General features: G+C 32.3%; 22 protein-coding genes. 15 read left to right on the top strand and 7 right to left on the bottom strand.

Annotated features, from left to right (window positions below):
- The first annotated feature begins 2 nt into the window (after positions 1–2).
- Positions 3–458, top strand: a complete 456-nt coding sequence (locus EP747_RS08165; protein WP_129689402.1) for a hypothetical protein — start codon at positions 3–5, stop codon at positions 456–458.
- Positions 455–1,666, top strand: a complete 1,212-nt coding sequence (locus EP747_RS08160) for a DUF4097 family beta strand repeat-containing protein (RefSeq protein WP_129689400.1) — start codon at positions 455–457, stop codon at positions 1,664–1,666. The genes EP747_RS08165 and EP747_RS08160 overlap by 4 nt, the downstream gene beginning before the upstream one ends.
- 118 nt (positions 1,667–1,784) lie before the next feature.
- On the opposite strand, the gene EP747_RS08155 is transcribed toward EP747_RS08160, so the two are convergent.
- From EP747_RS08155 to EP747_RS08145, 3 genes are all read right to left on the bottom strand, one after another.
- Positions 1,785–2,450, bottom strand: a complete 666-nt coding sequence (locus EP747_RS08155) for a DUF2642 domain-containing protein (protein WP_129689398.1) — start codon at positions 2,448–2,450, stop codon at positions 1,785–1,787.
- Between the two features lie 22 nt (positions 2,451–2,472).
- A complete protein-coding gene (locus tag EP747_RS08150) occupies positions 2,473–3,831 on the bottom strand; it encodes an arsenic transporter (protein ID WP_129689396.1) in 1,359 nt (452 codons plus the stop codon).
- Positions 3,832–4,080: 249 nt separating this feature from the next.
- Positions 4,081–4,410 (bottom strand): DUF1904 family protein, encoded by a 330-nt coding sequence (locus tag EP747_RS08145; protein ID WP_129689394.1) that lies wholly within the window; start codon positions 4,408–4,410, stop codon positions 4,081–4,083.
- Between the two features lie 161 nt (positions 4,411–4,571).
- Here EP747_RS08145 and EP747_RS08140 point away from each other — a divergent pair, with 161 nt between their 5' ends.
- From EP747_RS08140 to katG, 6 genes are all read left to right on the top strand, one after another.
- The gene (locus EP747_RS08140) at positions 4,572–5,261 is read left to right on the top strand and encodes an alpha/beta fold hydrolase (protein ID WP_129689392.1); all 690 of its coding nucleotides are present in this window, start codon (positions 4,572–4,574) and stop codon (positions 5,259–5,261) included.
- A 675-nt stretch (positions 5,262–5,936) separates the two neighbouring features.
- Entirely contained in the window at positions 5,937–6,836 is a 900-nt protein-coding gene (gene qoxA / locus EP747_RS08135) for a cytochrome aa3 quinol oxidase subunit II (RefSeq protein WP_129689390.1), read from the top strand.
- Positions 6,836–8,800, top strand: coding sequence for a cytochrome aa3 quinol oxidase subunit I (gene qoxB / locus EP747_RS08130; RefSeq protein WP_129689388.1), 1,965 nt, complete (start codon positions 6,836–6,838; stop codon positions 8,798–8,800). Before qoxA ends, qoxB begins: the two co-directional genes overlap by 1 nt.
- The gene (locus tag EP747_RS08125; RefSeq protein ID WP_025672298.1) at positions 8,778–9,368 is read left to right on the top strand and encodes a cytochrome c oxidase subunit 3; all 591 of its coding nucleotides are present in this window, start codon (positions 8,778–8,780) and stop codon (positions 9,366–9,368) included. The genes qoxB and EP747_RS08125 overlap by 23 nt, the downstream gene beginning before the upstream one ends.
- On the top strand, positions 9,365–9,646 hold the full coding sequence (gene qoxD, locus EP747_RS08120) for a cytochrome aa3 quinol oxidase subunit IV (protein WP_069035468.1): 282 nt from the start codon (positions 9,365–9,367) through the stop codon (positions 9,644–9,646). The genes EP747_RS08125 and qoxD overlap by 4 nt, the downstream gene beginning before the upstream one ends.
- Before the next feature lie 487 nt (positions 9,647–10,133).
- Positions 10,134–12,317, top strand: a complete 2,184-nt coding sequence (katG, locus tag EP747_RS08115) for a catalase/peroxidase HPI (RefSeq protein WP_129689386.1) — start codon at positions 10,134–10,136, stop codon at positions 12,315–12,317.
- Positions 12,318–12,556: 239 nt separating this feature from the next.
- Here the strand turns inward: katG and EP747_RS08110 are convergent, their stop codons facing one another.
- Complete coding sequence (locus EP747_RS08110) at positions 12,557–13,768, bottom strand: MFS transporter (RefSeq protein WP_129689385.1); 1,212 nt, start codon at positions 13,766–13,768, stop codon at positions 12,557–12,559.
- Positions 13,769–13,965: 197 nt separating this feature from the next.
- Here EP747_RS08110 and EP747_RS08105 point away from each other — a divergent pair, with 197 nt between their 5' ends.
- Positions 13,966–14,634, top strand: coding sequence for a DNA alkylation repair protein (locus EP747_RS08105; RefSeq protein WP_129689383.1), 669 nt, complete (start codon positions 13,966–13,968; stop codon positions 14,632–14,634).
- A gap of 221 nt (positions 14,635–14,855) precedes the next feature.
- The gene (locus tag EP747_RS08100; RefSeq protein ID WP_129689381.1) at positions 14,856–16,061 is read left to right on the top strand and encodes a D-alanyl-D-alanine carboxypeptidase family protein; all 1,206 of its coding nucleotides are present in this window, start codon (positions 14,856–14,858) and stop codon (positions 16,059–16,061) included.
- Between the two features lie 45 nt (positions 16,062–16,106).
- Here EP747_RS08100 and EP747_RS08095 read toward each other — a convergent pair whose 3' ends face one another.
- Both EP747_RS08095 and EP747_RS08090 read right to left on the bottom strand, forming a co-directional pair.
- Complete coding sequence (locus EP747_RS08095; RefSeq protein WP_129689380.1) at positions 16,107–17,117, bottom strand: inorganic phosphate transporter; 1,011 nt, start codon at positions 17,115–17,117, stop codon at positions 16,107–16,109.
- Positions 17,118–17,128: 11 nt separating this feature from the next.
- Positions 17,129–17,749: a DUF47 domain-containing protein gene (locus EP747_RS08090; RefSeq protein ID WP_129689379.1), complete on the bottom strand. Its 621-nt coding sequence runs from the start codon at positions 17,747–17,749 to the stop codon at positions 17,129–17,131.
- A gap of 329 nt (positions 17,750–18,078) precedes the next feature.
- Here EP747_RS08090 and EP747_RS08085 point away from each other — a divergent pair, with 329 nt between their 5' ends.
- From EP747_RS08085 to EP747_RS08065, 5 genes are all read left to right on the top strand, one after another.
- On the top strand, positions 18,079–19,467 hold the full coding sequence (locus EP747_RS08085) for an aldehyde dehydrogenase (RefSeq protein WP_235832787.1): 1,389 nt from the start codon (positions 18,079–18,081) through the stop codon (positions 19,465–19,467).
- Between the two features lie 115 nt (positions 19,468–19,582).
- A complete protein-coding gene (locus EP747_RS08080) occupies positions 19,583–20,557 on the top strand; it encodes an ABC transporter ATP-binding protein (protein ID WP_129689377.1) in 975 nt (324 codons plus the stop codon).
- Complete coding sequence (locus EP747_RS08075; protein ID WP_328590713.1) at positions 20,554–21,405, top strand: ABC transporter permease; 852 nt, start codon at positions 20,554–20,556, stop codon at positions 21,403–21,405. Before EP747_RS08080 ends, EP747_RS08075 begins: the two co-directional genes overlap by 4 nt.
- The gene (locus EP747_RS08070; protein ID WP_129689376.1) at positions 21,406–22,212 is read left to right on the top strand and encodes an ABC transporter permease; all 807 of its coding nucleotides are present in this window, start codon (positions 21,406–21,408) and stop codon (positions 22,210–22,212) included.
- Between the two features lie 142 nt (positions 22,213–22,354).
- Positions 22,355–23,401, top strand: coding sequence for a polyamine ABC transporter substrate-binding protein (locus tag EP747_RS08065; protein WP_129689374.1), 1,047 nt, complete (start codon positions 22,355–22,357; stop codon positions 23,399–23,401).
- Positions 23,402–23,480: 79 nt separating this feature from the next.
- On the opposite strand, the gene EP747_RS08060 is transcribed toward EP747_RS08065, so the two are convergent.
- Entirely contained in the window at positions 23,481–23,906 is a 426-nt protein-coding gene (locus tag EP747_RS08060; protein ID WP_129689372.1) for a MarR family winged helix-turn-helix transcriptional regulator, read from the bottom strand.
- Positions 23,907–24,052 lie beyond the last annotated feature (146 nt).

The following is a 24,052-nucleotide window of genomic DNA, read 5'->3' as shown; positions in this document are numbered from 1 at the left end:
CTTTGAAAAAACGAAAAAAATTGGTTTATTTATTATCAATCTTACCTGGTCTTGGCCATTTTTATTTAGGATTAATGAGTCGAGGATTGCAGTTTATGCTGTTATTTTTCGGTACAGTATTTTTAACACATTTAATTTCAAGCTTTGGATTTTTTATACCAGTCATCGTATTTTATAGCTACTTTGATGCACTTCAATATCATAGTAAATATCGTGAGGACATTGAATTGGTAGATAAGCCAATTGTAAATCATCAATTTAAATTTAATAAGTTTTTAATTGGTTGGGTATTAATCGGTTTTGGTTGCTTATCTTTATTAGAGAACGCATCTGATTATATTTCAAGACATTACAATATCTTTATAGACTATAATTTAGTACAAAATTTACTAATCAGTATTGTTTTTGTCGGACTTGGTATTAAATTATTAACTGGAAAGTCGAAAAAAGAAGTATGAAAAATTGGAAGGTTGGCACTATAACAGCGGGCATTCTATTAATCGCAATTGGTTTACTATGGTTTCTACAAAATTTTATTTCAATTCCTTATTCGAAGATTCTAATTAGTGCATGGCCAGTTGCTTGTATTTTATTAGGAATTGAAATATTACTATTCCATTTAGTAAGAAAAGAAGACTCACTTCGTTTTCATGGATTTAGTATTTTTTTACTTATATTAATGATGGTTGTTTCAATACTATTTAGTATTGGTCAACTGTTTGTCAAAGAAATTGGTTATACATTCAAATCTAAAAATATTGAAATAAATGATTCAAAAACGTTATCTTCGTCAATTAATGAAGTTATGATTAAAGCTAATAATAGTGAAATTAGTGTAAATGGAACTGATTCTAGTGCGATAAACGTAAATGGTAATATAAGAGTTCCGGATCGTGATAAAAAAGACAGTGAAAAAGTATCAGACTATTATTCAGTAAAAACACTTGGTAATAAAATGATTATCGAGATTCGTAATGATGACAGTCAGATTTTTCACTTTGATAATGATACATCGCAGCTAAATATTGATTTGCCTAAAAGCATTTTAGCGAATATAAACGTAAAAAATGGCTCTGTAAATGTATCAAATAAAGACAATAAAACAGTAATAAATTCAAATGACGGTCAAATCAATATTGAGAATATAACTGGAAACTTAATTGCAAAAACCAGAAATGGTTCGATCAGCTTAACGAATGCAAATTTAAAAAGTGATAGTGAAATTGCAACGAATGATGGTGAAATCACAATCAAAAATATTTCTGGTTATTTAAATTCCACTACAAGAGATGGTAGCATTTCGATTGAACATGCAAATATAGAAGGAACAAGTGAAATAACGACTTATGATGGAGAAATCAGCTTAAGTGATTATAAAGGAAAAATTAACGCAAAAACAAATAATGGTGCAATTAATGTTGAGGATGCATTATTAAATGGTAATAGTAAAATTTCTTCTGATGATGGTGAAATTCAAATCGACCTACTAAAGGATAATAATCTAGCGATCAATGCGGAAACAAATGATGGTAGTTTTAGTGGGAATATTGGATGGGAAATGAAAAATAAAGATGAAAATCATACAAATAAGGCAATCGTTGGAAGTGGCGAACATCAACTTAATTTAAAAACGAGGAATGGATCAATTTACGTAAATAAAGATTAGTAGATTAAGAGCCCCAAGCATTGCATGGGGCTTTTTTTCCTAAAGACGCATTAGAATTTGCTTTTTAATCAAAAAAAAAAAACCTTTAAATACATTTTGTATCAAAGGTTGTATCCAGCTAAGGTAAGTGTACAGATTTTATATGTCCTAGTTTTAGATAAACATTTTGTCCACTCGCAACGGAAAGTTCTAATTGATTATTATCTACTTTATTTAAAAGCCCAATTTTCATTGGATCTGTTCCACCATCAAAAATAACAAGCTTTCCAATTTCTTTTTTTAGTTGAGTTTCTAAAGATCTGTGTAAAGGAGTAGTAGATGGATGAACGACGAAAGACTCATCATTTAAATTATACGGAATAATTTTATGGTTATATGGTGTGATCCATTTTAAATGTGATAAAGAAATATACATTGTATGAAATACAGGTGAGTAAAAAACTAAATAATCACTTAGTACGTTCATAACATAGCCATGAAAAGTTATATTACCAGTTACATAGATTTCTGAAAATATACCTTTTGCATTTAGTAAAATTTTACGATAAGAAATTGTCTCCATTTCCTGACTAATGGATGGTTCAATAGGGTTTTTTATTTTTTCTTTCAAATCATTATCTTGATATACCATATGGATATGCATCCAAGGGATATAATAATATTTTATGCCGTTAAAAAGCACTAAAATATCTTGTCCTAAATCGGTAAGAATTCCTTCGAATATGACATCTCCAGATAATCTTACTGAGACTTGTTCTCCAAGCAATGTAGATACATCACTCACTTTAATCTCCTCCTATAGGTAATTAATGAGCAAAAAATAATTGTATCCAATAAAATAATAATACTAATGTAATAATTGTTGTTAATGGGATAACAATTATTGTAACGCTTAAATAATCTTTCCATTTTACTTTAATTTTATTTTCTTTTAAAATGTGCATCCAAATTAAAGACGCTAATGTTCCAATCGGTAATAACAAAGAGCCAATATCACTACCAATTATATTTGCAAGATAGATTGCTTTTAATGTTACTGGATCTAGCCCCATTTCAGTTAAACTGATTGTGCCAATCATAAGAGCAGGGTGGTTATTAAATAAATTTGATAATAAACTTACTAATCCACCCATAACCAAGGTTGCGTTAAAAAGTCCTTGATTAACTATTGGTTCCATTTCTTTAACAAGAAATTCAGTTAGACCAGCATTATGAAGCCCGAAAATAATTACATACATAGAGAAAGCAAACAAAAGAATTTGCCATGGTGTCTTTTTTAAGATATCTACAGGGTTTGTTCTTAAATGGTACCATCTCCATATAAGTAAAATAAGTGAACCTATTACTGCAACAATTTCAATTGGAATTGAAAGAAAGGATGCAACAAACAGTAAGCATCTCATAACAAAAACGAAAGTTAGAATTTTAAGCATAAACTTTGTTCTTTTTCTTTTTGTTTCAACAGAGATTTTACTTTTTAATGGATGAAAATTTTTGATGAAAAAAGATTCTTCAATGTCATTCGTTGAGGCAGGTAAAACTTCTGGAAGTTTACTCTTTAGTACGAAATACATCATGAACGACATAAATATTAAGCCTAACATTGTGGGTACAAACATCATTAAGGGTTGCATATATAGTGGCATATGAACGATTTTTAATCCTATTAGATTTACGATATTACTTACGCCGATTGGAGCACTCGAAGCTGTAGCAATTAATGCACCAGATAAAAGGTATGGTATTTGTTGATGTGGTTTCAGGCGGAGATTTTTTAAAAGAATAATTAATATAGGTGTAGTAATGAGGATGCTACCATCATTATTAAAAAGTAGTGTCATTAAAAAACATAGTAATTGTATATACCAATATAATCGATAACTTGAACCTTTCGCTAATGTTACTAGTCGTGCTGCGGACCAGTGAAAAAATCCAAAGCTTTCTAAAATAACAGCCATAACAATTGTTGCTATAATTGTTATGGAGGCTCCACCGATTTTGCTAAGGATGTCAAGTAGGTCATGGCGACTTACAATTCCAGTTATTAGAATTAATACCGCCCCAATTGAAGCGGGCCATGCTTCATGAATTCCTTTAGGTCTCCAAAATATGACAGCCATTGTCATAATGAAAATAAATGCTGTCATTGCAATTTCAAAATTCATTTTTATTCACCTTTCTCTAATCGGTAGTATTTTTTCGTCACCTACTTGTCCGATTAATATATTAATATTCAATTTTAGTAATCTCGTACTTAGTTAGTAGACCATTTTTTTTAGTTTGTATATTTGTCCACATAGTTGAAATGTCCTGAAATGACATCGTCCTATAGGTACAGTTGCCTCAGAAAATTCAACTTTCAAAAAAAAAAATGGCCAGCTGTTATGCTGGCCGAAATTATTTTGAAATATCAATTACGAAAATCTCTTTCCATTTATATAATAACAATCTTCTTGATATGTAATAAAAGCAATTTCAAATTCAGGAATATTCAATGTGTTAATATGTTTTTCGATTGTAGCTGCGAAACGATCTCTAGTTTCATCGCCACGTTCAAACCACTTTACTTCAATAAATGGAAAGCTTTCTACAATTTCACCATTAAAAATTGAAGTTGAATGGATACAATCAATCGTAAAATTATCAGTTCCACATTCACAAACCACTGCGAGTTCTTCGATTAATGGCTTACTAATTTTGCAAATATCATCAGTTGAAATCCCTTTAATTAATAATTGAGGCATAAATGTCCCACCTTTTTTCTACAATTATAACTTAAATTACTTTGAAAATTAAATGAGTTTAATTTTTACTATATAGGGATTTACCACGTTTACATGGAATATATTTATTTGGCTTTGTATAAAAAACACAAAGATCAAAAAAATGTGAAAAGGTGAAATAGATGAAAACAATCGTTATCTGTCACGGAATGAGTTCAGGGGGCTGGGCATGGAAAGAGGTAAAAATATTATTAGAAAAAGAGGGGCATACAGTATATACACCTACAATGACTGGTTGCGGAGAAAGGTTTCATTTAGCGAATAAAGAAGTTGATTTAAACACAGCAATAAATGACATTGTTAATGTGATTAATTATGAAAATTTACATAATATTGTTCTGATTGGTCATAGCTATGGTGGTGCAGTAGCATCAGGAGTAGTTGATCTAATTCCAGAATTAATTGATGAAGTTATCTATTTAGATGCAATGTTATTAAATGACGGTGAAGCAGTTGTTAATTTGTTTCCAGATGAAATAGCAAATTTTATTCAGCGATTGATTGATACAAAAGGTGATGGGTGGAAAGTTCCTGTTGTAGAAGAAGACAGATATGATCATCGTCTAACTGATCATCCTCACAAATGTTTTAAAACTCCGCTTAACCTTAAAAATAAGGAGTTAAACAATATTAAGACTTCCTATATAAACTGTACAGAAAAAGAACAAAATCCATTTTACTATGGAATTTTTCGATCAGTAGAGCGTGCAAAGGAAAGAGGGATGACAATTCATAATTTGAAAGCAGGACATATTCCTAATATTGAAAATCCAGCTTTGATTGCACAGTTCTTACTGAACATATTATCTTGATCATTTGGTATTAGAATATTTCTGTGGATGATAAAAAACCAACAATTGGTATTGATAATCATTTTCAATTATGGTATTCTAGGATTAATAAAAGAAGTTTAAGAAATAAGTCATTGTTTTTCTTAGTTCTTAGTTTGTATGCACATTAAAAAGTAAAATGTGGAATGCGACCCTAGAACCCCCCCAACCCTAAAGAAGAGAAGAACGCGCTAGGACAGTAGTTTTTCTCTTCACCAAATTAATAACCCTGTTTTTGACGCAGATCATTCTGCGTTATTTTTTTGTGCGAAAATACAGATTATTTTGTAAAATTTCATAAAAATTATTATACTAATTTACTAATATGTAAGTTGCGAAAATGTGAACAAAAAGTTAATCAAAATCTAATATTTGTCTAAAATGTGAACGTTGTGAATAAGTGAGCAATCGTGTTCAACCATTGATAGATATAGGTTTTTTAGAAAAAAACATATTTTTAAATATGTCTAAAATGTGAACACTCTTTTTTTCCCTTCAAAATGGAAATTAATTGTTTGTTTTTTTAATTAAAGTATCTTACTATAACTGTGGACATTGTTTGTCATTTTAGTGACAATTTATAAAAATACTTATCTAAGAAATAATTCAAAAAAACTATTTTGAACTTTTACTTACGTTATAGGAAGGAAGAGCGAAATGAAAAAATTTCTAATGGGCATGATGATCATGCTGGTTGCATTAGTAATGGGTGCTTGTGACAAGATTACAGTACTTGATCCTAAGGGTCCTGTTGCTAAAACGCAAGCGGATACGATTATCTTCTCGATGTTGATGATGTTAGGAGTTTTACTAGTAGTTTACATTCTTTATATTGTTATTCTATATAAATATCGTGCTAGTAAACTTCCAAAAGATTACGAACCTCCTCATGAAGAAGGAAGTAAAACACTAGAAATTATTTGGACTGTCATCCCAATAATTATTGTTGCAGTTTTATCAGTAGTAACTGTTAAAACAACAAATGCAGTTGAAAGTGTACCAAAAGGTCATGAAAATGATAAACCACTTGTTATTTATGCAAGTTCTTCAAACTGGAAATGGCATTTCTCTTATCCTGAACAAGGAATTGAAACTGTTAACTATGTAAATATTCCAACGAATAGAAATGTAGAATTCAGACTTTATTCATTCGGTCCGATTACAAGTTTTTGGATTCCACAATTAGGTGGACAAAAATACGCAATGAGTGACATGGTAACTAAATTAAATTTTGTTGCTTCAAATGAAGGCTCTTTCATTGGTAAGAACAGTAACTTCAATGGTAAAGGCTTTGCTGGAATGGAATTTGAAGTATTGGCAATGAATGATAAAGATTTTAACGGCTGGGTTAAAGACGTTAAAGAAACAGCTCCTGCTTTAACAGAAAAAGAGTTTAATAAATTACTAAAAATTGAGCATTTAGGTAGAAAGACATATACTTCGACTCATTTAGGATTTAGACCAGCTCCAGAAGGAAAAAATGCAGGACATCAACATGGTTCTATGAAGGATTCATCTGATCACCATGACATGGATAATATGGAGGGGATGAAATAATGGGTTATAAATGGGATCACTTTTTTGTAACAGGTGAACCAATGATCTATGGCGCAATGGTGAGTATCGTTGTTGTATCTCTTGCTATTGTAATTGGTTTAACCAAATTTAAAAAATGGGGTTATTTATGGAAAGAATGGTTAACAACTGTTGACCATAAACGTATCGGTGTAATGTATATTCTATGTGCATTATTAATGCTATTCCGTGGTGGAGTAGATGCGTTATTAATGAGAGCACAGTTAGCAGGACCAGATTTAAAAATATTAGATGCACAACATTATAATGAAATTTTTACAACTCACGGCTTAATTATGATTCTGTTCATGGCGATGCCTTTCATTATTGGATTAATGAACATCGTTATTCCTTTACAAATCGGAGCTCGTGACGTAGCATTCCCTTACTTAAATGCAGTTAGTTTCTGGTTATTCTTTGCAGGTGCAATGCTTCTAAACTTAAGCTTTGTTATCGGTGGATCACCTGATGCTGGTTGGACTGCTTATTTCCCACTAGCTAGTAAGGAATTCAGCCCAGGTGTTGGGAATAACTATTATGCAATTTCACTTCAAATTGCTGGTCTAGGTACTTTAATGACTGGTATTAACTTTATCGTTACAATTTTAAAAATGCGTGCTCCAGGCTTGAAATTAATGAAATTGCCAATGTTTACTTGGAGTATTTTAATTACAAACGTTATTATCGTATTCGCATTCCCAGTATTAACTGTAGCCTTAGCATTAATGATGTTTGATCGTGAATTTGGTACTCAATTCTTTACGATGGCACATGGTAATGACATGCTTTGGGCGAACTTATTCTGGATTTGGGGACATCCTGAAGTTTACATCGTTATTCTTCCGGCATTCGGTATATATAGTGAAATTATAGCTACTTTCTCTAGAAAGAATTTATACGGATATAAGAGCATGGTTGTCAGTATGATTGCCATTTCTGCGTTAAGTTTCCTTGTATGGGTTCACCATTTCTATACGATGGGTCAAGGCTCTGTTGTAAATGGCTTCTTTAGTATTACAACAATGGCAATTAGTATACCAACAGGTGTTAAAATATTTAACTGGTTGTTTACATTAAGAAAAGGTAAGATCGAATTTACCGTTCCAATGATGTACTCACTAGCATTTATTCCGATCTTTACAATCGGTGGGGTTACAGGTGTAATGCTAGCTATGGCAAGTGCTGACTACCAATATCATAATACGATGTTCTTAGTTGCTCACTTCCATTATGTATTAATCCCAGGTACTGTTTTTGCGGTAATCGCAGGATTCTACTATTGGTTCCCTAAAGTATTTGGTTTCAAATTAGATGAAAAAATTGGTAAGATTACGTTCTGGACAATTATCGTTAGCTTTAACGTAACATTCTTCCCATTATTCTTATTAGGATTAAAAGGTATGACTCGTCGTACTTATACTTATAGTGCAGAGTCAGGTTTCGGACCTTTAAATATGATTGCTACAATTGGAGCTGTAGGGTTAGCAATCGGATTCATTTTACTTGTTTACAATATTTATTACAGTGTACGTTACGCACCAAGAGAAACAACTGGTGATCCATGGAATGCAAGAACATTAGAGTGGGCTACAAGCAGTCCAATTGCTCCTTATAATTTCGCAGTTATTCCAAAAGTTGATTCTTTAGATCCATTCTGGAAAGCTAAAAAAGAAGGTAAATCATTACTTGAAGGTGAGATTACAGATATTCATATGCCAAGTAATAGTGGTATACCATTCATTTTAGGAGCAGCATTTATGGCATTTGGTTTCTTCTTAATATTTGAATGGTGGGTACCAATGATTGTGTTTGCAGTTCCTATCGCACTTTGCTTAATTGCACGTTCTTTCCAACGCGATCATGGCTTCCATATTCATAAAGAAGAAATTATTGAAACAGAGAAAAAATTACGAGGTGATCACTATGAGCAGCAGGCCTCTGTATAGTCTAGGTGAAGAAAGTTCTAATAAGATTCTAGGCTTCTGGATATTTTTAGGAGCTGAGATTGCCTTATTCGGAACATTGTTCGCAGTTTACTTCACTTTAGCGAATAACACTGGTTCAGCACCTACTCAAAAAGAATTATTTGAGATGAAAGGTGTAATGATAGAAACATTTGCCCTATTAACAAGTAGTTTTACGATTGGTTTAGTCGTGAACGCAATAAAATTAAATCATAAAAAAGCTTTTATAAGCTTCCTTGTTTTAACACTAGCTTTAGGAGCAGTCTTCCTAGGAGTAGAGATTACAGAGTTCTTTACTTATGTTCATGAAGGAGCAACAATCCAAAGTAGTGGAGCATTATCAGCATTATTCGTATTATTAGGTACTCACGGTGCCCACGTATCATTCGGTATGTTATGGGGTATTGCAATCTTAATTCAAGTTTCTCGTGAGGGAATTACAGAAACTACAGCAAACAAAACATTTATTTATTCATTATACTGGCACTTCTTAGACGTAGTATGGATCTTTATCTTTAGTTTTGTTTACGTGAAAGGACTGATTGGATGAGCGCATTATTCCCTAAGCATCAAGTGGTTGGCTTCATCCAATCACTTGTTCTAACAATCATAGCTTTAAGTGTTTACTATTTAAATTTACCGTTTAATGTATCATTTATTATTTTAATTGTAACTGCATTATTACAAGGCGGTCTTCAGTTAATTGTTTTCATGCATATGAATGAAAATGAAAATAAAGGAGTATTATATATCAATTTAGGTTACGCAGTATTTATTGCAGTAGCAATCGTATTTGGTACTCTTTGGACATTAATTTGGGGTATGTAATAGTTAAAAGCTCTTCGAAATTTGAAGAGCTTTTTTTTTGCTTTTTTAAGGTAGATTCTTTGATTTTCTAACACAACTTAATGAAAGATCCTTTAATTAAGAAAAATAAAAAAGCGGTATATTAATTAAATAGCAGGTAGTCTGGCATTAAATGTAGAAATAGGTAATAAAAAATATTCGAAGCTATAATGAACGATTATATTAAAACAATGAGGGAAATGGTTGGAAATGAGACTATATTAATAGTTGGTTGATGTCTCAAATTTAACTAAAGGTTTCAAAGTTGGAAAAAGTATTCCCCTTCAGGGTTATGTCATCAATTGTTCACAATGTTATGAATAATATCATATTTGTGATAGTTATTTCTATTAATATATGTAATAGTTTAATATAATGATTGCATAATAATTAATCATATCTTGTTTGAAATGTAATACAAGATACATAATTATTTGGGTATTTATTTACTTTTAAGGAGGAAAAAAATATGGAAACGAATGACAATTCTAACATTGCAAAGTGCCCGTTTAATCACGGTAGCACCACTACTCCTAAATCAGGTGGTACAGTAAATAAAGACTGGTGGCCAAACCAGTTAAATTTGAACATTCTACACCAGAATGACAGAAAATCTAACCCTATGGATGAAGAATTTAATTATGCAGAAGCATTTAAAAAGTTAGACTATCAAGCGCTTAAACAGGATCTCCACAATCTAATGACAAACAGTCAAGATTGGTGGCCTGCTGATTATGGACATTATGGTCCATTCTTTATACGTATGGCTTGGCACTCAGCAGGTACATATCGTACAGGTGATGGCCGTGGAGGAGGAGGAACTGGTATACAGCGTTTTGCTCCACTTAATAGTTGGCCAGATAACGGTAATCTCGATAAAGCTCGTCGACTGCTTTGGCCGATTAAGCAAAAGTATGGTAACAAGATTTCTTGGGCTGATTTATTTATACTAACAGGTAATGTTGCTATTGAATCAATGGGCGGGAAAACATTTGGTTTTGGAGGAGGTCGCGAAGACGTTTGGCATCCAGAAGAAGACGTCTATTGGGGTACTGAAGCGGAATGGCTAGGGGATAAGCGTTACACGGGTGATCGTGAGCTTGAGAATCCACTGGCTGCTGTTCAGATGGGTCTTATCTATGTTAACCCAGAAGGGCCAAACGGTAATCCAGATCCTATTGCAAGTGGTCGTGACATTCGTGAAACATTTGCTCGTATGGGAATGAATGATGAAGAAACAGTTGCACTAATCGCGGGAGGGCATACTTTTGGTAAAGCTCACGGCGCAGGAGATGCAGCTCATGTTGGTCCAGAACCAGAAGCAGCACCTATTCAATCACAAGGCTTAGGCTGGCTAAGCACTCATGGCTCTGGGAAAGGACGTGACACGATTACTAGTGGTATTGAAGGTGCATGGACTGCAAACCCAACAAAGTGGGATAATGGTTACTTTGATCTATTGTTTAGATATCAATGGTGGCTTACTAAGAGTCCGGCAGGTGCATTTCAGTGGCTTGCTGTAAATCCTGAGGAGAAGGATCTTGCTCCAGACGCAGAAGATCCAACCGTTCGCGTTCCAACAATGATGACTACCGCTGATATGGCATTGCGTTTTGATCCAGATTACGAAAAGATATCTCGTCGTTTCCATGAAAATCCAGAAGATTTTGCTGATGCATTTGCTCGTGCGTGGTTTAAACTAACACACAGAGATATGGGGCCTCGTTCTAGATATTTAGGTCCAGAAGTCCCAGAGGAAGTTCTAATTTGGCAAGATCCTGTACCTGCTTCTGAATATGAGATAACTGATGAAGAGGTTGAAAAGATCAAATTAATGATCCTAGACACAGAACTTACAATTAGCGAGTTGGTAAATACTGCTTGGGCTTCAGCAAGTACTTTCCGTGGCTCAGATATGCGTGGCGGTGCTAATGGAGCTCGTATCCAACTAGCCCCACAGAAGGATTGGGAAGTAAATCAGCCTGACCAACTTTCAAAGGTACTGAATGTATTAGAGAGCGTTCAAAACCATCTACATAAGAAAGTCAGCATGGCCGACTTGATTGTACTTGGTGGTAGTGCCGCGGTAGAAAAAGCTGCACAAGATGCAGGTTTTGATGTAAAGGTTCCTTTTACTCCAGGACGTGGCGATGCAACACAAGAGCAAACAGATATAGAAAGCTTTGCAGTGCTAGAGCCTATCGCTGATGGATTCCGTAACTATCAAAAGAAACAGTATAGTGTAAATTCAGCAGAGTTATTAGTAGATAAAGCACAATTGTTAGGCCTTACCGCACCAGAAATGACTGCACTTATTGGCGGCATGCGCGTATTAGGTACAAACTATAATGGCACACAACACGGAGTATTTACTGACCGAGTTGGTACACTTACTAATGACTTCTTTGTTAACTTGCTAGACATGGGAATTGCGTGGACACCTGTAGACGGAGACGTATTTGAAGGACGTGATCGCAAGTCTGGTGAAGTAGTACGTACAGCAACTAGTGTTGACCTAGTGTTTGGTTCAAATTCAGTGCTACGTGCAATAGTTGAAGTGTATGCTCAAGACGATAACAAAGAGAAGTTTGTACGTGACTTTATAGCTGCATGGGTTAAGGTCATGAATGCAGATCGCTTCGACCTCGTATGAGGCAACATACAATATATTCTTAATAATATGCGTTAAAGAAAAATCCTTCCTGATCAATCAGGGAGGATATTTCTTTTGTGCCCAGCAGATTATAGGGAGCAAGTCTTGCTAATAAGTGATAAATTTATATAATTAATTAACAAAGTTCTTTTTCAACAGCATACAAAAGGCCGTCATATAGACAGCCTTTTTAGCATGTAAATTAAGTTTTAAAGTTTTTTTGGAAAATACCTTCTTACCTAAGCTGACTTTTTACGATCATTTGGCAGCATAAAAGCTACTAATCCTAATAGTGGTAAGAAGCTACATAAATTCATTACGAAATTTAGGCTAGTTGCATCGGCAATTACACCTAATAATACTGCTCCTAAAGCACCCATTCCAAATGCTAAACCAACTATTAATCCACTCACTAAACCAACTTTTCCAGGAACGAGTTCTTGAGCGTAAACAACAATTACACTAAAAGAACTTGAACTAATGATTCCAATTAAAAATAATATTGGAATAACTGCTAGCAAAGAGATATGAGGCAATAACAAGGCTAATGGAAATGTACCAACTAATGAGAATAAAATCATATTCCGTTTTCCAAATCGATCAGCTAGCGTTCCACCTATGAAAGTACCTATTACGCCTGCAATCATAAAGATAAATAAATATAATTGTGTGCTTTTAATCGATAAACCATAACTTTTAATTAAATAAAACTGATAATAATTACCTATGCCTGCTGAGTACCAAGAACGTGCAAATGTAATAAATATTAGCAGTATAATAGCAAATTTTACAGCTGAAGTAATTTTGATATTTTCACCTGAAGACTGACCCTTACTTTTTAATTTAAACGGGTTTTCTTTCAGTTTATTTCGATACCATGTAGATACATAAATTAATACACAAATTCCAATGGCAGCTAGAATTGTAAACCATGCAGCACCTTTTTGTCCTAGTGGTACGAAAATTAGTGCTGTAAAGATTGGAGCCAGTGAGTTCCCTGTATTTCCACCTACCTGGTAGATAGCTTGCGAGAGTCCTCTTTTTGAACCAGACGCTAAAAAGGCTACTTTTGAGCCCTCTGGGTGGAAGATGGCAGAACCTATACCAATTAATAGAACTGATAATAATACAATAAATAAATTAGGTGCAAATGCTAAGCAAAGCATTCCTAATAAACTGGATGCCATTCCAATAGGTAGGAGAAATGGTGATGGCTTTCGATCGGAAAAAATCCCAAAGACTGGTTGCATTACAGAGGAAGTCATATTTAGCGCAAAGGCTATGAATCCAATTTCTGTATAAGTTAAATTCATTGTCTTTTCTAAAATTGGAAATATGGCTGGTACAACTGCTTGCATAGAATCATTTAATAAATGGCCTAAACTGATTGCAAATAAAATTTGATACATTGTTGACTGATTAATAACCTTTGTATTAACTGCTGGTTGCATAATATCCTCCTTTCTTATTGACTTATCTATCATAAACCAATCTTCGGAAAATTTACACAATTTTGCCTTATACACTTTTCATTAAACTTTATGCTCATTTATAATAGAAGAAATGATTTAAACTACATTTAATAAGTAGCTATGCTAAGCGAATTTTTTTAAAGATGATAATGATAGTAAGCGATAGGGAGTGTAGAATGGACAACTATTCAACTGAGTTAATGAGATTTTTTAAAGAACATAAAAATAATAAAAATAGACCCGCAATGGAAGCGTATATGAAAAATAGATTTGCATTTTTAGGAATTAAAGCACCAGAACGAAATGCACTGTTGAGACAGTTTCGAATGAGTAATGGTGAACCACCAAATTTAGAATCAATAATCGATATTTGGAGCTTAGAGGAAAGAGAATTTCAATATATTGCATTAACTTGTTTAGACCGCCAGTATAAAAAAGCAGAGCTCGAGCGGATTAAATTATATGAACAACTAATAGTCGAAAAATCTTGGTGGGATACCGTTGATACAATTGCTGGACGATTGATTAGTTATCATTTTTTAATTTATCCAGAATTGATTGATGAGTACGCTAATAAGTGGATCTCTTCAGATAATATGTGGCTGAATAGAGTAGCGTTATTATTTCAAATGAAGTTTAAGGAGAAAACCGAACAGGAGCGATTATTTCATTATTGCAGTCTACTCAAAGAAAGCAAAGAATTTTTCATTCAAAAAGCAATAGGTTGGGCATTGAGAGAATATTCCTATATCAATCCTAAAGAGGTTGAATTATTTATCAAACAAACTAATTTATCACCTTTAAGCAAAAGGGAGGGATTAAAATATATTGATAAATTAAAGTAATAAATGTGTCGATTTTCCGGGAAATAACCGATATATTTTGTTTTAAGTGAAAACTACTGCTAATTTAAGTTAGTTGAGACATTAGTATGAAAAGGGTATAATAGGTGCATTATTGTTTTTTCAAACGACACCTCTTTTATCAAGTTGTGTTATTTAAATTTGAGTTATGTATCCTGTACGAAATAACTAAATGAAAAAAGTTCAAAGGAGATTTAGTGTTTATGAAATCTACTTTTAATAATATTATAAAATTATGTCTTTGTATTAGCTTAATTAGTAGCTTCTTTATTCAAAAAACTGTACACGCAGACGCAATAAACCTATTTAGTGATAAGGCAATTTCAATATTGGCTGATAATGGGGAAGTAATTTATAGTAAGAACGCAAATAAAGTTGATTTCCCAGCTAGCACAACTAAAATAATGACCGCAATGGTTATGATGGATCATTTAAAAGAGAATGATAAAATTCAAATGACAAAAAGAAGTATCCAAGAAGAAAAAAGTAATTCCCAAATTCTTTTTTCTGAAGGAGAGGTTTTAGATCGAAATACAGCATTAAAAACAATGATGATTTTAAGTGCCAATGATTTAGCATATGCTATTGGTGAAAGAGTTGGCGGAAATATGGACAACTTTGTAAAAATGATGAATGAAAAAGCTAAAAAGATTGGCGCAAATCACACAAATTTCATGAATCCAAATGGTCTTCACAATGTAAATCATTATACAACTGCACATGATTTAGCGTTAATTACAAAGGAAGCTTTAAAATACCCATTAATAATTAAAGCAATGGGTACAAAAGATGCTCGCATTAGTACATCTAAGCAAAAGAATGTATATATTTTTAATCGTGGAAAAATGTTTAAAAATCCTTACTTTTATGCAGGGAAAACTGGATATACTGATTCAGCTAGGAATACTTTAATTGAAATAGATAAAAAAGACGGCCAAATGATTATTAATATTTTATTGCGCTCATCAAAACCGCAATATCTACAAGATATTAAGTTATTAGATTCCTATGCATTTTCAAGAATCCATAAAAAAACTCTTATAAAACAAAGTGATTGGCAGAGAGAATTAAAAATTAGAAATGATCAAATTCAAACAAAAATACAAAACGATTTATCCTTTTTGACTGCACTAGGCACGAATACAAATTACGATATTAAAATAAAACCCTTAAATGCAATAGGTAAGTCATACAAGGAAAATGGAATTTCTAAAAATCAAAAACTTGGTAGAGTTGAAGTATGGGCCAATAACGAAAAACTTTTCAGTACCGAGTTATTAGCTGCTAATTCATATGACCGACCGACAATCCTTTCTATGAATACATTTATCATTGCAGGATCGGTAATTTTACTTTTGGTGTTAATATTCTTTATTACAAAACCAAAAAGAAAAAGAGAATATATGTAAATTTAAAAGGCGAATCGTATTTTTTACGATTCGCCTTTTTTATCATTAAAGTAAGATTAGTTTTAAAATTTGATAGAAAATTGCAGATACTGTTGCTGAAATTGGGATTGTAATAATCCAAGTAATTACCATACGTTGAGCAGTACCCCAGTTTACATCTTTAACACGTTGAGCAGAACCTACCCCCATAATAGAAGAAGAAATTACGTGAGTTGTACTTACTGGTAAATGTAAAGCAGTAAATGTGAAAATAATAGCTGCTGATGATAAGTCAGCTGCAGCACCATTAATCGGGCGAATTTTCATGATTTTTCCACCAACAGTTTTAATAATTTTCCATCCACCAACTGATGTACCAATAGCCATTGCCATAGCACAACCAATACGTACCCATAAAGGAACATCTGCACCTGCTGGTTCAATTTTAGCGGCAATTAAAGCGATCATGATAATTCCCATTGCTTTTTGTGCATCATTTGTACCGTGGGTAAATGACTGTAAAGAAGCAGTGAAAATTTGGACTAATCTAAAACCTTTATTAGTTTTAGATAGGTTAGAACGTCGAAAAATAGCTGCTAAAATTGTCATAACGATAAAACCAAGCGTAATTGCAATGACAGGGGAAATTAATAAAGCTTCGATAATTTTAATAAAACCGTCTGCCTCTAAAACGTCAAATCCTTTTGCAGAGACAGCAGCACCAGCTATGGCACCAATGATTGCATGAGAGGAACTACTTGGAATACCGAAATACCAAGTCAATAAGTTCCAAAAGATGCCGCCCAATAAAGCAGCGATTACGACAACTAGTCCGTTTGATCCTTCAATTGTAATCGGATCAACGATACCAGTTGTAATCGTTTTTGCAACACCTGTAAATGTAATCGCACCAATGAAATTCATTATTGCAGCTAATAAAATAGCTGTACGCGGTTTCAATGCTTTTGTTGAAACTGACGTTGCAATTGCATTTGCAGTATCATGAAATCCATTAATAAAATCAAACAAAAATGCAAAAATCACGATTAAAATCGTAAGTAAAAATAAATGCTCCATTTTATGACTCCTTACGCATTTCGCATGATAATTTGCTCAAGTGTGTTTGCTACATCCTGCGCACTATCAGCTACAGATTCTAGATTTTCGTAGATTTCTTTATACTGAATAATTTTAATTGGATCTTTCTCATTCATAAATAATTGTTTAATTGATGTACGTAATAGCTCATCACACTGAGACTCGTAATCCTTAATTTTAATTGCATGAACACGGATCTCTAATAATTTTTTATTGGAAAGTAACTTAACTGCAAGTAAAATTTCTTCAACAGCTTTTTGAAGAATATCAACGAATTTAACCATATAATCATCAGCAGATGTGATTGAATACATTTCAAATCGTGCTGAACAATGTTCAAATCCATCTAATACATCATCCATTTTCATTGCAAGTTGTAAAATATCTTCTCGCTCAATTGGAGTAATAAAAGTTTTGTTTAATTCAACGATTAAAGAGTGAATAAACTTATCACCTTTTGTTTCATATTCTTTCATTTCTTCTTGAAACTTCTTTAAGTCGCTTGCATTTTTTATTTTAAAATCAACGTAATACTTTGATGATACGTGCAAGTTCTCAGCTATACTTAAAAGCTTTTCAAAGAATACATCCTTTTTTTGTCCAAAAAACATTATGATTCCTCCAACTAAAACATATAATTTATTATCACCTTCACATTTGTCAGTTAATTTTAAAATGTCAGAAACTATGTAAAAATGTCGAAAAAAGTAAAGGCCACGTTAATAATAATAATTGGTTTTTGAAATTAATCAATTAAAAACGTTTAATTAATTTACAAATTTACAATATCTTTACATTCCCTTAACAAAGTTAATATTTCGTTTCCTACACTAGTTAATATTAATAATAGTATTCACAGAATTATTGACTTTATGTGAGATTTTAATTTAGCATTAGATTATACGTTTAAACTATTGAACTAAAAAAGGATGTGATGATTTTGGAAAGTACATATAAAGCATCTGAAATTACACAATTAGTAACTAGGCAAAAAGCATTTTTTCAGACTGGTGCAACTAAAACTTCAAATTTTCGAATTGAGCAATTAAAAAAATTATATAAATCAATTGTAGAGAACGAGGATGAAATAAAAATAGCCTTAAAAAAGGATTTAAATAAGTCAGATTTTGAAGCGTATATGACTGAAATAGGATTTACTTTAAAAGAAATATCAGAAGCCATTAAACAGATTAAAAAATGGATGAAGCCTAAAAAAGTTAAAACTCCGATTACGCATATTGGTACGAAAGGATATATTTACAGAGAACCTTATGGAGTAACATTAATTATCTCACCTTGGAATTATCCATTTCAATTAACGATGGCTCCGTTAATTGGTGCAATAATTGGAGGAAACACTGCTATTATTAAACCATCAGAATTAACGCCAAATACATCAATCATTATTAATAAAATTATTAATGAGAATTTTGATAAAGAATATATCGCGGTAGTTGATGGTGGAATTGAAGAAAGCACAATATTATTACAACAAAAGTTTGATTTCATCTTTTTTACTGGCAGTGTTCAAGTTGGAAAAATTGTGATGGAAGCAGCAAGTAAAAATTTAACGCCATTAATACTTGAATTAGGTGGGAAAAGCCCAACAATAGTACATAGCGATTCGAATATCCAACTAGCTGCGAAAAGAATTGTTTGGGGGAAATTTACGAATGCAGGACAGACTTGTATTGCTCCAGATTATATTTATGTCCACAATTCAGTAAAAAAAGATTTTATTGATGCATTAAAGAATGAAATTGTTCAGTTTTATAGTGATAATCCTTTGCTAAATAATGATTATACAAAGATCATCAGTGATCGCCATTTTAATCGTTTGGTCGGCTTTTTGAATAATGGTGAAATTCTACATGGAGGGGAATTTGATCAATTATCTCATAAAATCGAACCGACATTAATTTCAGATCTATCTTGGGATTCACCAATTATGTCTGAAGAAATATTCGGTCCCATTTTACCAATCCTTACCTATGAAAATATAGATGAAGTAATAAATGAAATTAATCAACACCCTAAGCCATTAGCACTATATGTCTTTACAGAAAGTAAACAGATAGCTAATAAAGTAATAGAGAGAGTTCCATTTGGTGGTGGATGTGTAAACGATACGCTTTATCATATGGCGAATCCGCATTTACCTTTCGGTGGGGTAGGAGAAAGTGGTTCAGGAAATTATCATGGGGAGTACAGTTTTGCTGCTTTTACACATGAAAAAAGTGTCCTTTTACAAACTACTAAAATTGACTTGAAAATTAGATATCATACAACAAAAAACGCTTTACGGTTTATTCGTAAATTGTTAAAATAAAGGTTAATTGTAACTTAGTTTCTTAGCTCCTTGACAAAAGGGGCTTTTTATATGTTGAAAATAATTAATTCATTTTTACATAATAATAAAATATTAATATAGATGGGACGCGAAAATGAAAAATATAATTGAAATTGAACAAGTCGAGAAAAATTTTAGTGAAAATAATGTGATTTCTCCACTTTCATTAGAAATTTATTCTGGAGAATTCTTAACCATTTTAGGACCAAGTGGTTGTGGGAAAACGACTCTTTTAAGAATGATTGCTGGTTTTGAAGAACCATCGTCAGGTTTAATCAAACTAAATGGAGAAGCAATTAATAGTTTACCCCCATATAAAAGGGATATGAACTTAGTGTTCCAACACTATGCGTTATTTCCTCATATGAATGTTGAAAGAAATATTCAATTTGGATTAAAAATGAAAGGCATTTCCTTAGAAGAGCAAAAGGTTCGTGCTGAAGAAGCAATGAGATTAACCCAATTAACTGAGTTTAGAAATCGTAAACCTAGTCAGTTATCCGGTGGTCAACAGCAAAGGGTTGCAATCGCTCGTGCAATAGTGAACAATCCAAAAGTCTTATTATTAGATGAACCATTAGGAGCACTTGATTTTAAGCTTCGTAAAGATTTACAGAGAGAACTAAAAAATCTTCAACGCGAATTAGGAATTACTTTTATCTATGTAACCCATGATCAAGAAGAAGCGATGAGTATGAGTGATCGAATTGTCGTAATGAATAATGGGAAAATCGAACAAATCGGAACACCGAAAGAAATCTATCAAAATCCAGCAAGCAAATTTGTTGCTACATTTATTGGTGAAAATAATTTCTTTGATAAAGGTGCGAAAGAAATTGCAGTTAGACCAGAGAATATTAAAGTTTCGCATGCTACAAATGAAAATAATCCGTATTCAGGCATAATAAGAGATGTAGAATTTGTTGGGACTCTAAATAAAATCTTCATTGATTTACATAAACATGAACAAACGATCATTGTCTATCAAATGCCAGACCAAACAAGTTTTAATAGAAATGAGAAAGTTGAGATTAGTTGGAAGTCGGAAGATGAGGTGGTTATGTATTGAGAAATGAAAAGTACATAATTGCACCTACGATTATCTGGCTATTAGTTTTTTTTCTAGTACCTTTATTATTAATTTTTGGTTTTGCATTTATGAAAAATGGAATGTACGGAGAAATAGAAAAAACATTTACACTAGAAAACATTGTAAAAGTTCTTGACCCACTTTATTTAAAAGTTTTATGGACAACTTTTTGGATCGCTTTAGTAACTACAATAATTACTCTTTTGATTGGATATCCTTATGCATATACAGCTACAGTTGTAAATGAAAAATGGCAGAGGATTTTACTATTATTAATTACAATCCCTTTTTGGATAAATTTCTTAGTCAGATCTTATGCATTAATTGTTATCCTTCGTTCAAAAGGGATTATTAACACATTATTAATCCAACTTGGGATTATAAAAGAACCTTTACAACTACTTTATAATACACCTTCAGTCATAATGGGAATGGTCTATACATTATTACCATTTATGGTGTTGCCGATTTTTGTTGCAATTGAACAATTGGATAACCGGAAATTGGACGCTGCTAATGATTTAGGAGCTACTCCATTTCAAACCTTTATATATGTAACTCTTCCATTAACGATGAAGGGGATTTTTGCAGGTAGTATTTTGGTTTTTGTTGCATCATTTGGAATGTTTGTCGTTTCGGATGTAATGGGTGGATCAAAAGTTGCTTTAATCGGAAATGTCATTCAAAATCAATTCTTAGCAGCAAGGAACTGGCCATTTGGTTCCGCACTTTCAATATTCTTAGTTATTACTTCAATCGGTTTAATAGGACTTTACTATTTAGCTACAAAAAATATTGGTGCTGATAAAAGTAGAGGTGAAAAATAAATGAAAAAACCTATACTTATTGGATTTTCAACAATTATCTTGATTTGTTTATATTTACCAATCTTAATTTTAATCCTATTTTCATTTAATAAATCAAAGATTAATGCACAGTGGACTGGATTTACGTTTGACTGGTACTTAAATTTATTTCATAACCCGCAAGTTATTGATGCCTTTATGAATAGTTTATTTATTGCAATTGTAACGACAATCCTTTCAACAATTCTTGGTACTATTTGTGCTCTTGCTTTACATAAGCATAAATATAAATTTTCAAACCTTATTAGTGGGCTAGTTTACTTACCAATTGTCGTTCCAGATATATTAATGGGACTTTCATTACTAATACTATTTACTAATTTTCATATTGAATTAGGTAGTATCACAATTATTATTGCCCATGTCACTTTTTGTATTTCATATGTAATTATTCTTTTAGCAGCTAGACTTTCAGGAATGTCATCTGATTTAGAAGATGCTGCAAGTGATCTAGGTGCTACACCATGGCAGACATTTAGATTTGTAACTTTACCAGCGCTAATGCCTGGAATTATTGCTTCCGCACTTTTATGTTTTACATTAAGTATTGATGATTTTGTCATAAGCTTTTTTGTTTCGGGACCGAGTTCAACTACATTGCCAATTTATATTTATGGAATGGTAAAAAAAGGTGTAACTCCTGAAATAAATGCAATTTCGACGATTTTAATTGTTACAATTATTTTCCTAATGGTAATTTCTGAGGTTTATCGTACAAAAGGTCTTAACAATCAAGAAGAATCAGAGAAAAAATCCTATATCGTTTAAAGTAAAAGTGCATCTAGTGCCTTATTTAGGTCTAGTTCCACTAAAAAACGAACATCTGGAATAGAAATCAACCAAGGCATACTGGATTTAGATAATAGATCTAAAGTACAGCCAAAATTTAAGGAGGTAGTCAGTAGGCATTATGAGTATATTTAGAAAAACTGCTACAATAATGGTTTCTTTAGGCTTAGTAAGTTTACTTTTATCTGCCTGTTCAGTTGGAAAAAAAGAATTAAATATTTATAGCTGGGCGGATAATTTTGACGAGAAAGTTTTAGAATCATTTGAAAAGAAATATGATGTTAAAATTAATTATCAAGTTTTTGCAAGTAATGAAGAGTTGTATGCAAAACTAAAAGCTGGTGGTTCGAATTATGATGTAATCCAACCTTCAGATTATATGGTTAAACTAATGATTCATCAAAATATATTGGCTAAATTGGATAAAAGTAAGATGCCAAATTTAAATAATATTTCACCAGAGTATACAAATCAAGAGTTTGATCCAAAAGGTGACTATTCAGTTGTCTATACTGGGGGATTAACGGGAATTGCCTATAATCCAAAATATGTAAAAGAAAATATAGATAGCTGGGATGATCTATGGAACCCAAAATACAAAGGTCATGTTACTTTACTTGATGACAATAGAGAAGTATTTGGGATGGGATTAATTAAAAATGGCTATTCAAATAGTTCAACAAATGAAGACGAATTGCTAAAAGCTTATAGCAATTTAAAAACATTAACACCTAACTTATTAGCATTCGACACAGATACGGTAAAACAAAAGTTTATTACCGAAGATGCTTGGATTGGTCAAGTATGGTCCGGAGATGCTGCTTATATTCAAAAAGAGCTTAAAGATATTAAATGGGTTGTACCAAAAGAAGGATCATCAAGATGGGCAGATACTTTAGCAATACCAAAAGATGCAAAACAAAAAGATCTAGCTGAAAAGTTTATTAACTATCTATATGACCCGAAAGTAAGTGCACAAAATTATGAGGCGATTGGCTATGCTGATCCAAATAGTAAATCAGGATCATATCATTCGGCGGAGTATAAACTAAATCCGTTTATTAATGTAACAAAAGAACAAACTGATGCAACCAACTGGATTCAGGACGTTGGGGACCAAACAGAATTATATGATAAGTATTGGACAGAATTGAAAACTGGAAAGTAATCATTTCAGACAGTCTGAAAATCAAGTTTTTTGTACTTTGTCTACACACTGGAAGGTTATCTCCTACGAGATAACCTTTTTAGTTTGAGATTAATTTATTTAATAAAAATCGAAATTGGTCTCTTTCACTATGTGATAGGTTTTCGAATAAAGTTAGCCACAATTCTTGACGGAAATTGAAGATTTCTTCAATCAAACGTTTTCCTTCATCTGTTAATTCAAGCCATGTAACTCTTCGATCACGGATATCCCTTTTTCGAGAAATTAAATGATTATTAACCAATTTATTGACAGCGGTTGTAATAGAACCTGAAGATAATCCAATTTGTCTTCCAAGTTCAGAAGCAGTAATTTTTTGATTTTTATATATTAAATATAAAAGCAAATATTTTGGTGGAGTTAAAGAGTTTTTTACTTCCTCATCAGTTTTTTGCCAGTTTTTTCGAACTCGAATCATTAAACTTGTTAAATCATCTAGAAGAAGTTTGTCGTTTTCGGTTAACAAGGCAGAATCCCCTCCTAAATTATGATTTAAAATTGATAAATTGGGTATTGTACGTATAGGTTACCAATTTTCTAAATCATTTTCAAGAATGCACGGATTTTGGGCAGGATTTTTAAATTTGTCAAGTTTTGGTTGTATAGTTTCTA

Source organism: Gottfriedia acidiceleris, from assembly GCF_004138285.1.
Lineage (GTDB): Bacteria > Bacillota > Bacilli > Bacillales > Bacillaceae_G > Gottfriedia > Gottfriedia acidiceleris_A.
The sequence above is the reverse complement of the archived record's forward strand: the minus strand, read 5'-3'. Positions and strand labels throughout refer to the sequence as shown.